Source organism: Sphingobium sp. KCTC 72723 (assembly GCF_014280435.1).
Taxonomy (GTDB): domain Bacteria; phylum Pseudomonadota; class Alphaproteobacteria; order Sphingomonadales; family Sphingomonadaceae; genus Sphingobium.
In genome coordinates this window covers 2,746,249-2,760,616 of the sequence record NZ_CP060388.1, presented here as the reverse complement: position 1 = coordinate 2,760,616, position 14,368 = coordinate 2,746,249, and the positions used below count along the sequence as shown (strand labels likewise).

Genomic DNA, 14,368 nt, shown 5'->3' with positions numbered 1-14,368 from the left:
TTCAAGCGACCAGCGCGACAATATATTCCTGCAATCTGGGCGCACGACTGGTCGTGCGAAAGGGCTGCAGAGGGTTCGCCGTGCGAAGGATGAACTGGCTGACGCCGGTCTGCCGCTGGCGTTGCAAGGCGACGGCGTAAGAATTTTCGAACGAGGACAGTCGCTGGCGGCGCGGCGACAGCGATGCCGCAGGATCGGCGTTGGACATTGGGACGTCTCCATCAGGGGCTTTTTATGCCGATGGCTTTCCACCAAAATCACTTTGGTCTTTCATGCTATCGGCCGGTCGGTTCCCCGCACGCCAGGAACAGCCAGGCACATCATGTTCGGCAGCAACATCGGCAACGCGCGCCCTTGCCTTTGCAAAGGCCTGTTCTGCGGGAATGCCAGGCCCGCTGGTCGCGCCAAGATCTAGTTCAGCGCGCAATATGTCGAGACGCGTATGCCCTATGAAAGCTTGCCCTTCTGGCAGGCGCGTTTCCAAGCTGGAACGGTCAGGCATGATAAAACTCCTTCGACGACGTCCAATATCATTATTGATATAATCCCGCATGGCCCGGGCTTGTCAAAAATGCAGACTCGCCAGCTTATGGCGGGGACGAGTATGCGCGATCATCCGACATCGAATATCGGCCAGCAAGAGGATGGAGGTTCATCCCGGTCGAACAGCAGCCAGGATGCTCCGCTCGCATCGGCTGCCGAAAGAAGCGCCCAAAGTTGAGGCGAGATGTCCGGCGGATCGGCGGCCTGCCAGGCGGCGATGCCACAATGAACGAAGAAGCCGTAGAGATGGGGTTCGATGACCAGATCATCATGCGCGACATGCAATCGGCCATCGTCGCCGCGCTGATCAGCATTTCGATCTTCTGTCGCTCGGCGAGCGGAATATGCATAGTGGACAGGGTGAACATCGCGGATCGTCGCATATCAGGCCTCCCCCAGAGCAGGACTTTTTGGATGGTCTAAAGGCGTCATGGCGCCGGTTCCAATGTCAGTTCGACGCCCGTACGGGTCGCTGTAACCGTGAGAGTGCGGTCCGGCGGTATCAGCCATTGCACTTTATCGGTAAGCCTGTCGCGGATTTGCCGCAGCAGAGCCTCCTCCTCGCTCAGCAGCAACGCATAAGCGTTGTTACGCGCGCTTCGTTGAAAATTATCCTGTTGGGTTTCCCAACTGTCGCAATCGCTGTCATCCGATGCCCTAAAAAGGCTCTGTTCCATTTGCCAGGCCAGATCATCGGGTGAAACGACGGCGTTGCCTCCAATAAGGATGATCGCATCATCGAGATCATAGCCTTCATTGCGACACACCAGTAGTTCAAGCGGGAAGCATCGCTTCGTAAGCGTCGCACCAGGCAATGCGCAATCGGCGATCCCCAGTTCGAGCGTGATTGCGTCGGCCCGTCCCGATGTGCAGGACGGATCCAGTTCGGTGTCGGCCTCATAGATATGTTCGAGGCCATTTTGTTCGATCACAAAGGCAAGAGTCTGCAGGCGGGGCAGCCTGTCATACCAGTCATAGCCGGAAAATTCCGGCGCGATCCGTACCGTGCGCATGCCGAGCTTTTCCGGCGCATCCAATATCGGCGCAGCGCCTTGCTGAAGATCTATCTCCATTGCGGGCACGACCAGCATATCAGGAGACGATATGGGTTCGCCCTGATCGCACCCCATGCTGTCGGCGGTCATTGGTGCCCAGCATGGAAGCCAGGGCGCTGCATGCGGCAGCATGATGCCCAATGCCCTGGCGCGCGTCCATTCCGTAAAGCCCAGTCGATGGTCGCCATTGTCGCAGATCATCCGATAAATAGCGGCTTCTGCCGCGATCTTGAGCGCGTCGAGCCCTGCATTGCGGATCATTTCCTTGCGCGCAGGCAGGACCAGTTGCAGATCGGGCGCGTCGATAATGTCGACCTTCACGCACCATTTGTCGATTTTGCCCACCTCCGACACGAACGGCAAATCGCAAGGCACGGTAAGCCCATGAAAATTGATGCGGGCCATGTCGATCGGCTGGTAGCCGCGCCAGCTGAAAATGCCGATGCGGCAGCCCTGCCAGTTTTCGACCCGCACAGCCTCGGCGAGGAAATCCTCCCGTGGCAGAGGCGTGCCTGACAATGTCACCGGCAGCGGAAAATAGCGGGCGGCGTTGCGGGCGGCGGCCAACAAATTCTTGGTCCATGCGTCCGGCAAAGCGATGCGCAACTGCGTACCGCCGGTTATGGCGCAGGGCTGGATCGCGAGCGGCTCTGGGCTCTGCCAGCCCTGTTCGGGGATCTCGACCATCCAGCCCCTGCCCGCGCCGCACGACCAGGATCGTACTTCAACTTGACGTCCTGCAAGACTGAACATGCCCATGCCGGCCGGATCTTCGCGGTGGGCAACCGCATCATTCCAGCCAGAATAGCCAAGAGTCAGCAGCGCAACCGGGTCATCGATGCCCGAACCGTCATCACTCACGACAAGGATGGGGGCACCATCAGAGCCTTCAAGATCCAGGGTTACAGCGCTGGCGCCAGCGCGGCGGCTGTTTTGCAGAAGTTCGTTCAGCACATCGTGGATCGTGCCATTGAACAGGCGCGTGACGCGCGTGATGAGGGACGCGCCCACCTGTGGGGTGATCCTGAGAGGTAAAGCCATGATATGTGTCTCCTTGGACAGGCGGTCATTTTCCGCCCCTTGTCAAAGTCCCCCTCCCCTCCGATCGCAAATGCGCCGCTGCCAGGCCGATCCACGCAAAGCGATTTGCCGCCGCGTGCTTCATGTTCACCAGTCATGCACGAGCAATTGCGGCAGCGTTGGACCATCGCAGTCGAAATGCAGCAGATCGATGCCGCGCCGCCGCGCAAAGAGGATGGCCGCCATCAGATCGGCAGGCAGGGCGCGCTCGCAATCGGCTGACATAGAGCGGGTCGACAGAAACCAGCCATGAGCGTTGCGCGCCACGATGGTTGGCGCTTCATGGGCGTGGCCATTGCACCAGCTGTCAAGCAACAGCGCCGTGTTCATTGAGAGATGCGCGGTGGAAAGCAGCTGATATTTGCCGATCACGCCAATTGCGGGCGTAGGCGACTGTTCTGCAGGTCGGCTGCGCAATTCAGGATGGGTGCGTGCGGGCATGGACGATCCCGCCAGTAGCGAGGCAAGGCCGCGCATTGCAGAGGAAGGCATAGGAAAACTCCTGAAATATATGGTGTAGGAGATGTGTCTGCGCGGCGACATGGCGCGGTAGACGCACGGTCAGGCCAGCGATGATGTCGCCGTGCGCCGAAGATCCGGCACTCGACTATTGTCGTAAGCGCTCTCGCCCGACAATTGCAGCGCCTGCTGCTCGGCGCGATACCAATCGGGTGCATCGATCTGGTATGTTTCACAGGCATAAAGGTCAGATCCGCTGAAGAAGTGGATATCGACGCGAAAGCTTTGGAGCGAATGCTGGGACGAGGTCCGCATGATGGCGTCCTTTCAAGGGCGAGCGTGACGATCGCCTTCCAACGACCGTCACTGGTGGGGGAATGGGGGATTGGGCGACGCGGTGCCGGGATCAGCCGGGTTTAATGCGCCCGTTCGAGTAAGCGGCGTCCCTTCGCCTCAACGTCGAGACGGCTGTCCTGGTTGGATTTGGACCGGGCATGGGCGGTGATGCCCTGGACAAAGTCGAAAATGCTGGCAGGCGGATGACCTTCTTCGGCCAGCACGGTGGCGATGATCTTGCCGGTTTCGGCTTTGGAAAAACCCTGACCTCGCAGGAATGTCTGGCGATCTTCGTCGCTGCGGGCAACGATGCGCTCGCGCGCGGCGCGGATGCCCTGGATGAAGCCGCTGGCGGAGGAATCAGCGAAGTTTTCAAGTGCAGGCGCGGCTTCATGGGCGAAGCGATTGGCGGCAAACTTGGAGTGGCGGATCGAGATTTCCTCGAAATTCTCCACACCCCATAGATTGCGATTCATGCAGACGGCGCGCAGGTAGAAAGTGGCAATGCCCAGCGTCTTTGACCCGACTTCCGAATTCCAGCAGTAAAAACCGCGGAAGAACAGGTCCGGATCGCCATTGGCAAGACGTCCGGCCTCAATCGGGTGGGTATCATCCACAAGGAAGAGGAAGACATCGCGATCGGATGCATAGAGCGTCGTGGTATCGCGGGTTACATCGACAAAGGGGTTATAGTGCATCGAAGACCAGTCGAGGACGCCGGGCACTTTCCAGCGCGTATCGCCCACGCCGTCGCCCGCGATCTTCATGACTGCGGCGACCAGCTCATGATCCCAGATGCGTCCATAATCAGGACCTGTGACCGCGCGCAATTCAGCGCGGCCATTGTGCGTCTGAAGCAGCTTCACCTGTTCGCCGCGATGGGAGAGCAGGCCATGCTGGAGATTGATGCCAGCAAGCGCTGCGGGCAGTGAGCGCAGATAGGAAGCGGGTGCACCGACCAGGCTGGAGAGCTGGCCAAAGGACCAGTTGGTGGGCGCGATAGGCATATCCTCGCCTGGCAAGAACAGGGTCAGGCGTTCCGGATTATCGGCACGCGCTTCAACCCGGAGCGATCGGCTTTCGACGATCCGTGTCGTCGCTCGCGCGGCCCTTGTGCGGACATTGTCGTAAAGGTCTGTCAGCGACAGGAATTTCTCGTCATCGGGACGCGAAAACCATTCTGACGAGACACGGCTGACATTATGGCCGCGGGAAATATCGACGCGATAGGCCCCTGTTACCGGCGCACTGTCGACAGGTATTGCAAGACTGGACATGGGAGGCTCTCCTCATAGGGTCATGAAGCCAGGGCAGCGCCACTGATCCTCGCAAATCCCTTCCCCCCTCCCCTCCGCATGTGGGGCCACGGACTTGTGTCCCACAAACAGCGTGTCACCGTTCAGATCACGTCACCGCTCAGGGCGGCCGACAAGGCGTGATGCGTGCTTTCAAATTCGAGGCGATCAGAAAAGATGGGCGCACCACCCGCCGCGAAAATGTCCGACGCGCGGTCTGGAACAGACTTCCGCCCATTCAAAACCGATCGGTGCCTGTGCCAGGCTTTGGGCGCAGGAGCGCTGGATCAGCTTTTCGATCGGCGCAGGCTGAAAATCCGTCATCCCGCAAATCACCACTATTCGCATGTCCCGATTATCGCGGTCGACGTCGATCTGGAGATCAGCACCAAAGTCGGGGAAATCGCGATCGTCGAAGATGCTGAGCAGGCCTGACCATGGATCGTCTTCATCAAGAGGGGGAAACAATGTAGTGAGTGCGGCGGAGGGCGTGTCTGGCTCGACGTCATCGCGCAACGACATTACGGCGTACCAGGCTTGGTCCAATGTTTCGGCCTCTTCCACATGACATATGAACGCAAAACTCCCCTGAATATATATGTCCGCCACTGTCCATATGCTCCTGTACCGGTTTACCTGCCCAATCTGTTTGCCTGCACAGACATGGCTCCCCCTCCCCTTTGACAAATCACGGCCCGGATGGCTAAAGTCCTGTTTTTGAGCTGCGGCTCCTGCAGCGCCGACATTCTTACCATGCCTTGGACAGGATATTCCCATGACCGATGCCGACCAGCCCGACTACACGGTTCTGACCGTTCAGTTGCTCAGCGCCTATGTCACCAATAATATGGTGCCAAGCGCAGATCTGGCAGGGTTGATCCAGTCGACTCGCGCAGCGCTGGTGGCGCAAACATCGGCAGCGGAGGCAGAGCCCGTACCGGAATACACGCCTGCAGTCAGTGTTCGCAAAAGTCTCGCCTCCCGCGAGCATCTCATCAGCCTCATCGACGGCCGGCCTTATAAAACGCTCAAACGGCATCTGGCCTCGCATGGCCTGACGCCCGCGCAATATCGTGAGCGCTATGGTCTTGCTTCAACCTATCCCATGGTTGCACCGGGCTATTCCGCGCAGCGCCGGGAAGTGGCGCAAAGGCTCGGCCTTGGACAGCGTGGAACTGCAGCAAAAGCCGCCTCAGCGAGCGCTGCTAAAGCGTCGCCGGCGACGAGCGAGACGACCGCCGCCGATGTCTCTACCGAACAAGCGTCTGCGCCTGTGACGGGCAAGGAGCGGAAGGTAAAGACGCCTAAAACGACGGTCGCAACAAGCCGGGCCAGGCCCACAAGCAAGGCTGTATCTGCGCTCATAGCATCAACCGCCGATGAGAAGATGTCCGCAACCGACGCTCCAAAAGATCCAGTCATAACGACATCTGCCGACATTTTACCACCCAAGGCATCGCGCAAGGTGAAGGCAGCAGGAGACCAGCCTGTCGCCAAGCCTGCGCGAAAAACGCCTTCCAAAGTCAGCATATCGGCGACATCTAGTGATGCGATCGCCCCACCTGTTGACACCGTCAAAGCCTCGAAGCCTGCGAAAGCGAAACGTCAATCGAGCGTCACCGCGAAAAAGACGCCAGTGCAACCCGCACCCAAAGCTCGCTCTGCAAAGGCCGTAAAATCCCCTCGAAAGACCCTCGGTATCAAAACGCCCGACGCGCAGCCCGCGCCGGAAATGGCGGAAAGCTGACCTAGTCCGAGACATCGAGATAAGCAGGACAGCCGCCGGGGTGCTTGGGTTCCATAAGCTTCGGCGGCCAATGTCTGACCATAGGATTGCTACCTACAAGTCCAGATATTCAGGCTGTCTGCATCTTTTCAATCGCAGCGGCAACATCCTGGATGTTTCCAATCGCCATCGCCATTCTGCGCAGTGCTTCTTCGCGCGTGTCGCAATCCTCGGGGGTGCCCAACTCAATCATCAGAAATGTGAAGAGCGTATCGCTTACTGCGCGAACCTGCTCGATATCTTCGACATGGGCGAAGTCACCCTCGCAATAGGCGTCGGCGCATGTACGCTGAAACGGATTGAACATAAGTTTCCCCTGTCAGATGAGCGGGTTTGGGTATTGCCATGTCACACGTGGCCGTCTCAGCGTCGCTCCGCGATGATCGCGTCGAGTATTTCGACAGCCCTGTCGACGGGAACGAAAAGCCGCGTGCGATACTGGATGATCTCGCTGAACACACCGCGCGCTTTCAGCCAGGCGCGGTCATCAGCATCATAGTCACGGATTTCAAGGCGACGGGCACTGTTGACGAGAACATAGGCAAGACGCGCTTTACCAAGACCCGGTATGGCGACTTCGTCCCCAGCTTTTACGGCAGTAAGCAGGTCTCTGGCACCGAGCCTTATGCCCTGTTCCAGTCCAAAGGCTGCCTGCAGTTTTTCGACCGCGCCCGGACGAATGATCCGGCCTAAGATGGATGTGCCCGCGCCATTATCGATACGCCACACGCGCACATCGTCCTGTGGTAGCCTGTTCCAAACAGGCAGAAGAAGGCCCGTCGCGACCCAGATGGTCTCGAGGTCGAGCCGTCCCTCCGCGGCGGCTACCTCCTCGTCCCAGAAAGCCTTGAATGTCTGGGCATCGATGCAGGCCCAGTGACTATGCGCGAGCGATGCCCGGTCGATCCGCGTCGATCCAGTGGGCCGGACAAGCTGGCACATGAGAATGGGTCGCCCTTCTTCATCGGTGATCGACCAGGAGGGCAATTGCAAGGCGACGCGCCCGGAGCGGCTGTTGCGCAACCAAGCCATGTCATCGATGCCCTGATACCGCTGGTTCAGGATGTGCCATGTGGTAACGCGGGGCCGGATGTGAAGCTCGAGGCGCAACAGACGGGTCTGCGCGCCGGTCACCGGATCTGTGCGCAAAATCTGCTCAAACAAGGTCTCGATCCGCTCGGCGCGAATAGTCTCGACTCCAAGGTCCAGCGTGCCCGCCGCGCGTGCTGCGTCCACCCTCGCCTGGATAAGACCCATATATTCCTCAAAGATCGCATTCTGGATCGTGATCCGCAGCGCCAGGATGCGATTGAGCCAGCGCTGGATGGGCGGGAGGGTTTCAAGCAGGTTACCGCCCTCATCGACGAGCTTGAGACCAGTCAGTGTGACGAAGTCGCCCATCGTCACGCTGGAAAGCTTGCCTGCGAAAAGCAGCCGATACCATTGCCCAAGCGCTTCACGCGCATAGTCGCTTTCAAGATTGTCGGCCGGATCGAACATATTTTGGCCGCCCGTCTGCCGTTGTCCGCGAGTTAGGGCTCCAAGGCCATCCAGCCTTCGCGCAATCGTGCTGATGAAGCGGCGTTCGCCCTTGCAGTTAGTGGTCACAGGCCGGAACACCGGGGGGCAGGCCTGGTTGGTACGATGGGTGCGTCCAAGCCCCTGGATCGCGACGTCGGCACGCCAACCTGGTTCGAGCAGGAAATGGATGCGGCGTTTGTCTGCGCTTTTGCTGGCAAGATCGGCATGGTAGGAGCGCCCGGTGGATCCGGCGTCGCTGAATATCAATATGGGCTTGACCCCTTCCATAAACGCTCGTGTTTCGCTGATATTGGCATGTGTGCCGCGCCGCTCGACCTGCTGCCGCCCGCTGCTATCAACGACGATCCGGCGTGAGCGCCCGGTAACCTCGGCGACCTTGTCCGCACCAAAATGCGCGATGAGCGCGTCCAGGGCAGCAGGGATGGGAGGGAGCGCGCACAGATCCTCGATCATCGTGTCGCGCGCATCGAGCGCTTCCTGGCAATGGACGGGCTGCCCGTCGGCATCGATCATCGGTTCAGAGCGTAGTTCGCCGTCGCTGGCGCGGTACACCCGCATCTGCCGGGTGGGAAAGGCCGATGTGAGATAATCAATCAGGATTTGAAGCGGCGACAGGTCAAGATTTAAGCTGGCACGATCTTCCGCACATAAATCGGCAAGACGGCGTTCCAATATCGCCTCGGCTGTCGTGACGAGTTGCACGACAGCAACATGGCCGACGGCTATCTCTGCCTCTATGGACTTGATCAGGCTCGGCACCTTCATCGCAATCAACAATTGCGAGAAGAAGCGCTGCTTGGCACTTTCAAATCGACTGAGCGCCGCGCCTTTGGCCTGGCCGTTCAGCGTCTGACCCGACATGGCATCGACGACGCCGGAAGTGCCCAATATCTGGTGCAGATTGGCATGGATCACCGCCCACCCATCCGCGAAGGCATCATAGATGGCGATCTGGTCAGGGCTCAATCGATGTTCGAGCGGATCATATTCTACTCCGGCAAAGCTCAGCGCCCGCGCGGTGTAGAGGCCGGTGGCCTTGAGATCCCGCGCCACGATCTCCATCGCGGCGATCCCGCCCCCGTCCATCGCCGCCATGAAAGCACTGCGGTCGGTAAAGCCTGTGCCCGGCCCCCACAGGCCAAGGCGCGAGGCATAGCTGAGGTTTTCAGGCTTGGTGGCACCCGTCGCGGACACATAGGCTATCCGCGCGCGGGGCAGGGCATTTTGGAGGCGAACGCCCGCCAGGCCTTGCTCTGACCCCTTCGCCGTTCCAAAATCGCCTTGCGTGCCCGCAGCGTTGCCCATCGCGTGGGATTCATCAAACAGGATGACGCCCTCAAATTCAGCATCGGTCCAGCCCAATATCTGCTGCAGGCGTGAGATGTTGTCCTGACGGACCGAGCGCAGCGTTGCATAGGTGAGGAAGAGAATGCCAGACGTCATGGCGATCGGCTCACCGAGCGGGAACGCATCGAGCGGCTGGATATCGATCGGCAGGCCGCCAAGGGCGCTCCAGTCCCTTCGGGCGTCTTCGAGCAGGGCAGCACTGCGCGAAATCCAGATGGCACGGCGATTACCCCTGTTCCACTGGTCAAGGATCAGGCCCGCCCCTTCCCGGCCCTTGCCAACGCCTGTGCCATCGCCAATGAAATAGCCCGTCCGATAGGCGCGCCCTGCAGGATCTTCATGGAGTTGATCCCCTGCTGCATTGGGCGTGAACGTACCGGGCAGATCGCGTGAAAAGGCTTCGCCTGCATGGATGATGGTTTCCAGTTGCGCCTCGGACAGGGCAGCGAGCGCCCTTGGTTGTAATAATGGCTGCCAGCGCGGTACGGGCGGCAATACTGATCCCATGGCCAGGGATTCCACCAGATTGTCGGGATGAGGTGTCGCACCTTCGATCGCAATCCGCGCAAGCCGCCAGGGCGCATAGATGCCAACAGGCTCGCCTACCGGCAGAGGCGTGTCGCGAACGGCGTAGGAAAGCGGAACAGCATTGGCATTGTTTGCTGCTATACGCGCCGGCGCGGCGAGCGGCGTGGCGGACAAAGTGCGAAACAGCGATGCCGCCTCATCCTTTGCCTTTGGGCGAGGGAGATGGAACGCGACGGCAGGACTTGGTGGCTTTGGCAACGGCGGGGGTGGCAACAAGGCAGGTGGATCGAGCCGGTCAGGCAGTGCCAGGACGAGATCAAGCGCTGCGTCCAGATTATCGGCGACATGACTTTGTCCCTGACCATGCCATCCCTTGTCGAATAACAGCAGTCGTACAGCGATACCGGTGCCATGTTTGGCAAAGGGGCTGCCCAGGATGGTGATTTCAACGCGAGGAGGGATCAATTGCGCGATCGTCGCATAGGCTTTTGCGCCGCTGCCATCAGCAGCAAAGCCAGGTGGCATGATGGCGACACAGCGACCGTGCTGGCGCAGTCGTAGCAAGGCCGAGCGCAAATGCCGCGCCCCGGCCTGCCGGTCATTGCCGCGTCCCTCGCTGCGACCGAAGGGCGGATTGATCAGGACCACAGAAGGATCATCGCCCAGGGGCAACAGGTCATGGATATATTCCGCGTCATGGCAGGTGACAGCCTGCCCGATGGCAAGCGTGAGCAGCGCCGCGCGGTCGGGATCGCGTTCATTGAGCGTGAAGGTGCAGCGTCCAGGCGGAATGGGTCCGAGCAACATTCCCGTGCCTGCCGATGGTTCGAGAATATGATCCTCTGGCCCAAGGCGTGCTGCCTGAACCGCCAGCCAGGCGAGGGTCAGCGGCGTGCTGAACTGCTGCATCTCGATCTGCTGTTCGCTGCGATAGCTGTGCGTGGGCAGGCTGGTTTCAAGACGGCGCAAAGCGGCGTAACAGGCAGTCGGATCTCCGGATCTGGCGATGCCACTATTCCCCCGCCGCAGGAACAGTATCAGGGCGATTTCAAGCGCGTCATAGGCCTGGCGCATCGACCATGCGCCTTGTGCATCGCTCGCGCCAAAGCTTGCTGTCATCAGCTTTCGTAGGGCATGTCGGGTCGGTATCTGCGATTGCGTCAGACTGCCGGCGAGTATTGTCGCGACATCGAATAGGCGTTGCGCGCATGAACGCGTTGCGACGGGATCAGGCTGCTGCGTAGCGAACAAAGGAAGAGTCATAAAAATCTCCAGGGCTCGGACCCGATCGGTCCACACCTCGTCCGCTCCCCTTCCCTCCCAGGACGGCGGACAGAAAAAGGGACCATGACGACACATCATGGTCCCCAGCATTATACCCCGGGCTCAGGCCGCCTGCGCGACGCGGTCCTCTCCAGAATCTTCGTCAGGCGCCTCAGCAAGCGCTTCCGCCGCAGCATCTCCATCGACACTGACCCGCCCGACGCCACAATCGGCATCGCCATCTCCGGTGAGACTGGCTTCAGCTTCACCAACCGGCACAAAGCGCATGGCGTCCGGCAACCATTGCAGCGCGCGTTCCTTGACCTCTGCCTCGACGATGAGATCGCCGCTGAACAGTCGCTCGGCCGAGAGCGCAAGATCATGCTTCTTCGACGCCGCGTAGCGGGAACTCAGTTCCAGGCCGCCGACCGTTTCGAACGCCTGGAGGATCATCGCCTTGCTGACCCGGTCGAAATAGTTGCGCGCGGTCGGTCGCCACCAGGCGGTAACATCGATCCCGAACTTGACCCCCAGATGGTCGAGAAACACGCTGCCGGTCCGCCCGGCAGGCACCGCCTGGACCGTCCGGGCAATTGCCCAGCTGAACCAGGCAGCCCGTGCCTCATGGCTCAAAGCGCAAAAGGCGTCATAGCGTGTCCGCACATCGGCATGATTGATCCAGCATCGATCAAGATCTTTTTCCAGCTTGAGCCACTGTCCGGCGGCAGGCGTATCGCTCTCATAGCCATGAAGCGGCGATGCGGGGGCATTGGCGCGCAGGTCGGTGGCCCGTTCCGCGCTGCCATAGGTGCGCGTTGCCGCGTCAGCCATGAAGAAGGTGGCGAGATCGAGCGCGAACCGCGGATCGCTGGCGATATGGACGCGCAGAAGTTCAGCCTTCATTTCAGCGAGCTCATCGGCAAGGCGCTGGCTGATCTTTGGCTGGGCCGGCGCCACCTGTGCTGGCGCGCAATCCGCATCCGCATCGCCTTCATCATCACCGGTCGAATCCTGCGCATCGTCGGCCTGTTCAGCCGGAACATGATAAAGCTGTTCGTGGACGCGCGGCTGACCGTCGGAACCGATCACCACATAGGCCAGTGCGGACGCCTTTTGCTCCTCGGTCAGAATCGGTGCCCGTTGCCGGATTGCCTCATATTCAGCATTCAGCCGATCATAGCGCGCTTCGACCTCCTCCTCGGTCTCGTCGGTTTCAACCGGGTTCTCGAACGCTTCCAGTTCCACTTCGATATCAGCAAGCCGCTGTTCCTGCTCTGGCGTCAGCGGTGGCTGTTCGCCCTCAAGGGGCTTGAGATCCCAGGTTGCGCTATAGGCAATATGGGTGGTCGGCACGATGCGGACATCGCCAAAGCCTTCCCGTTCCCGGATCGCTTGCGCCGCCTGCGCCAGCCTGTCGGTCGCCAGTTGATCGAGCAGGTCGCCATCGATCCACATCTCGCTCGCATCGTCGGTGAACAGGTCGCTGTCGATCCGGCCACCGGCGGCCACATAGGCCTCGCGGCCGACAAGCAGGGCTTTAGGGTCATTGCCACTATAGCTGCCTTGGGCAAGCTGGCGCCGGATCTCGTTTAAATTATTGCGGTAATAGCTCTGCCCCAGAGTTTCGAATATCTGCGCCTGCCGGACGGTATCGGGACTGCTGGCATAAGCCGTGGCGATCTCGAGGCTGATCTCACCGTCGCGCAGGGCATCAAAAATGCAGGGCGTCAGATCCGCGAGGCGCAGCCGTCCCAGCACGAAGCGCTCGGACAGGCCAAAGCGTTTGGCGATCTCGGCCGGAGTCTTGCCTTCGGTTTCGACAATATCCTGGAAAGCCCGGCAGGTGTCGGCAGGGTTCATGCTGAGTTTGAAGAAATTTTCCTCAAGGCTGGTGGCGATCGCATCTTTCGCGTCGCGCAGGACCAGTACAGGCACCTGATAGTCTGGCGCAAAGACGCCCTTTTCGATGAGACGATGCACCGCATCGAGGCGCCGTCCGCCCGCGGCGATACGATAATGGCCTTTCTTGCGCGCGACCGGCACGCCGATCAGATTCTGCCTTACGCCCTTGGCGGCGATATTGGCCTCAAGCTGGGCGTCGGCGACAGCATCGCTGGACTTGCGGACATTGGATGGCGACTTGCTGAGGTTCGCCGCGGCAACGAGAATGGGAAGCTGGTTCATCGACTTAGATCTCCAGGCGCCAAAGACCCGACCATCGGGTCTTCCTGCGCCACATCATCCAATCCCCCTCCCTCCCTTGCCTGCTGGACATCGTTCCAGTCATTATAGCCTGATGGCGGCCAGATATGCCTGACTGGCCTGCCGGCGCCGCGATACGCCGCCAGCGCACGCATTGCGGCGATTTTGCCCGCACGATCGTTGTCGGGCAGGATAATTAGCCGCTTAACCGACGCGGGAATGGCAATGCTGTGCAAGCGCTCGCTGCCGAGCGTGGCCCAGACCGGAATGTCGAGAAAGGACATGGCCGACAGGGCCGTCTCGATGCCCTCGGCAAGGCCAAGAATATTGGTAACTGGAGCCAGCATGACGGCACCATGGCCGGGTCGGCCCAGCAAACGACGGGCCGGTTGTACCTCGGTAGCGAGACGGGAATAGCGAGGATCAAGGAATGTCCGGTGGATGGCGACAATTTCTTCTCTGTCGCGCACGGCAGCAATCATGGCAGGGCGAAACTCAAGCCCCGTGTCGGTTCGCAAGGGCGTTCGCGGATGAAAACGCAGCCATTCTCCCAGATTGGTGATGGACCGCGACTGCAGATAGGCCTGCGCCAGCGTGTCAGCGATCGGTCGGCTCGCACGCCAGATGTCCCTCGCCTGGCGCCGGAAACCGGATTGGAAATCGCGCGTCGAATGATCTGGCTCATGACAAGCTGCCAGCGCCTGATGGTCGATCCGTGCGATTGCGCGCAGGACATCGCTGGCATGGCAGCCTGCAAAGCATTTGAAGAGCAGAGCTGTCTTGCCCAGTCGGACAGAAAGGCTGGGATCATGATCGTCATGGGCCGGACAAAGGCACAGACCGCCAGACGAGGCCCAGCGGCCGCCCAGACGGTTGACCAGCAGCTTTGCGCGCGCTTCCATGACAAGCCGGTCGATGGGAACCGTCATTTC

Annotated in this window: 13 protein-coding genes; 2 read left to right on the top strand and 11 right to left on the bottom strand. The window is 60.2% G+C overall.

Features of this window, described 5'->3' with window-relative positions; genetic code table 11:
• Position 1: 1 nt before the first annotated feature.
• A complete protein-coding gene (locus SPBM01_RS13605) occupies positions 2 to 208 on the bottom strand; it encodes a hypothetical protein (protein WP_188062293.1) in 207 nt (68 codons plus the stop codon).
• A 24-nt stretch (positions 209 to 232) separates the two neighbouring features.
• Positions 233 to 502 carry a hypothetical protein gene (locus SPBM01_RS21935; RefSeq protein WP_262504169.1) on the bottom strand — a complete coding sequence of 90 codons (270 nt, stop codon included), beginning with the start codon at positions 500 to 502 and terminating at the stop codon, positions 233 to 235.
• A 266-nt stretch (positions 503 to 768) separates the two neighbouring features.
• On the opposite strand from SPBM01_RS21935, the gene SPBM01_RS13595 reads away from it, so the two are divergent.
• Positions 769 to 966 (top strand): hypothetical protein, encoded by a 198-nt coding sequence (locus SPBM01_RS13595; RefSeq protein ID WP_176342138.1) that lies wholly within the window; start codon positions 769 to 771, stop codon positions 964 to 966.
• Between the two features lie 5 nt (positions 967 to 971).
• Here the strand turns inward: SPBM01_RS13595 and SPBM01_RS13590 are convergent, their stop codons facing one another.
• The 5 genes from SPBM01_RS13590 to SPBM01_RS13570 form a co-directional block, all read right to left on the bottom strand.
• Entirely contained in the window at positions 972 to 2,552 is a 1,581-nt protein-coding gene (locus SPBM01_RS13590) for an ATP-binding protein (RefSeq protein ID WP_188062292.1), read from the bottom strand.
• Between the two features lie 213 nt (positions 2,553 to 2,765).
• The gene (locus SPBM01_RS13585; protein ID WP_140159609.1) at positions 2,766 to 3,170 is read right to left on the bottom strand and encodes a hypothetical protein; all 405 of its coding nucleotides are present in this window, start codon (positions 3,168 to 3,170) and stop codon (positions 2,766 to 2,768) included.
• A gap of 69 nt (positions 3,171 to 3,239) precedes the next feature.
• On the bottom strand, positions 3,240 to 3,452 hold the full coding sequence (locus SPBM01_RS13580) for a hypothetical protein (RefSeq protein WP_086486035.1): 213 nt from the start codon (positions 3,450 to 3,452) through the stop codon (positions 3,240 to 3,242).
• Between the two features lie 101 nt (positions 3,453 to 3,553).
• The gene (locus SPBM01_RS13575) at positions 3,554 to 4,750 is read right to left on the bottom strand and encodes a DUF932 domain-containing protein (RefSeq protein WP_086486036.1); all 1,197 of its coding nucleotides are present in this window, start codon (positions 4,748 to 4,750) and stop codon (positions 3,554 to 3,556) included.
• A gap of 186 nt (positions 4,751 to 4,936) precedes the next feature.
• The gene (locus SPBM01_RS13570) at positions 4,937 to 5,332 is read right to left on the bottom strand and encodes a hypothetical protein (RefSeq protein WP_188062291.1); all 396 of its coding nucleotides are present in this window, start codon (positions 5,330 to 5,332) and stop codon (positions 4,937 to 4,939) included.
• A gap of 211 nt (positions 5,333 to 5,543) precedes the next feature.
• Here SPBM01_RS13570 and SPBM01_RS13565 point away from each other — a divergent pair, with 211 nt between their 5' ends.
• Positions 5,544 to 6,515, top strand: coding sequence for a MucR family transcriptional regulator (locus SPBM01_RS13565; protein WP_086486037.1), 972 nt, complete (start codon positions 5,544 to 5,546; stop codon positions 6,513 to 6,515).
• 109 nt (positions 6,516 to 6,624) lie between these two features.
• On the opposite strand, the gene SPBM01_RS13560 is transcribed toward SPBM01_RS13565, so the two are convergent.
• The 4 genes from SPBM01_RS13560 to SPBM01_RS13545 form a co-directional block, all read right to left on the bottom strand.
• A complete protein-coding gene (locus SPBM01_RS13560; protein WP_188062290.1) occupies positions 6,625 to 6,861 on the bottom strand; it encodes a hypothetical protein in 237 nt (78 codons plus the stop codon).
• A 56-nt stretch (positions 6,862 to 6,917) separates the two neighbouring features.
• Positions 6,918 to 11,234 carry a strawberry notch-like NTP hydrolase domain-containing protein gene (locus SPBM01_RS13555; protein ID WP_188062289.1) on the bottom strand — a complete coding sequence of 1,439 codons (4,317 nt, stop codon included), beginning with the start codon at positions 11,232 to 11,234 and terminating at the stop codon, positions 6,918 to 6,920.
• 123 nt (positions 11,235 to 11,357) lie between these two features.
• On the bottom strand, positions 11,358 to 13,418 hold the full coding sequence (locus tag SPBM01_RS13550; RefSeq protein WP_188062288.1) for a ParB/RepB/Spo0J family partition protein: 2,061 nt from the start codon (positions 13,416 to 13,418) through the stop codon (positions 11,358 to 11,360).
• On the bottom strand, positions 13,415 to 14,365 hold the full coding sequence (locus tag SPBM01_RS13545) for a toprim domain-containing protein (protein WP_086486396.1): 951 nt from the start codon (positions 14,363 to 14,365) through the stop codon (positions 13,415 to 13,417). Before SPBM01_RS13545 ends, SPBM01_RS13550 begins: the two co-directional genes overlap by 4 nt.
• Positions 14,366 to 14,368 lie beyond the last annotated feature (3 nt).

Coding starts and splice junctions, on each gene's coding strand:
- SPBM01_RS13560 (WP_188062290.1), bottom strand. CDS start 6,861: ATGTTCAATCCGTTTCAGCGTACATGCGCCGACGCCTATTGCGAGGGT.
- SPBM01_RS13555 (WP_188062289.1), bottom strand. CDS start 11,234: ATGACTCTTCCTTTGTTCGCTACGCAGCAGCCTGATCCCGTCGCAACG.
- SPBM01_RS13585 (WP_140159609.1), bottom strand. CDS start 3,170: ATGCCTTCCTCTGCAATGCGCGGCCTTGCCTCGCTACTGGCGGGATCG.
- SPBM01_RS13550 (WP_188062288.1), bottom strand. CDS start 13,418: ATGAACCAGCTTCCCATTCTCGTTGCCGCGGCGAACCTCAGCAAGTCG.
- SPBM01_RS13580 (WP_086486035.1), bottom strand. CDS start 3,452: ATGCGGACCTCGTCCCAGCATTCGCTCCAAAGCTTTCGCGTCGATATC.
- SPBM01_RS13565 (WP_086486037.1), top strand. CDS start 5,544: ATGACCGATGCCGACCAGCCCGACTACACGGTTCTGACCGTTCAGTTG.
- SPBM01_RS13595 (WP_176342138.1), top strand. CDS start 769: ATGAACGAAGAAGCCGTAGAGATGGGGTTCGATGACCAGATCATCATG.
- SPBM01_RS21935 (WP_262504169.1), bottom strand. CDS start 502: ATGCCTGACCGTTCCAGCTTGGAAACGCGCCTGCCAGAAGGGCAAGCT.
- SPBM01_RS13605 (WP_188062293.1), bottom strand. CDS start 208: ATGTCCAACGCCGATCCTGCGGCATCGCTGTCGCCGCGCCGCCAGCGA.
- SPBM01_RS13575 (WP_086486036.1), bottom strand. CDS start 4,750: ATGTCCAGTCTTGCAATACCTGTCGACAGTGCGCCGGTAACAGGGGCC.
- SPBM01_RS13545 (WP_086486396.1), bottom strand. CDS start 14,365: ATGACGGTTCCCATCGACCGGCTTGTCATGGAAGCGCGCGCAAAGCTG.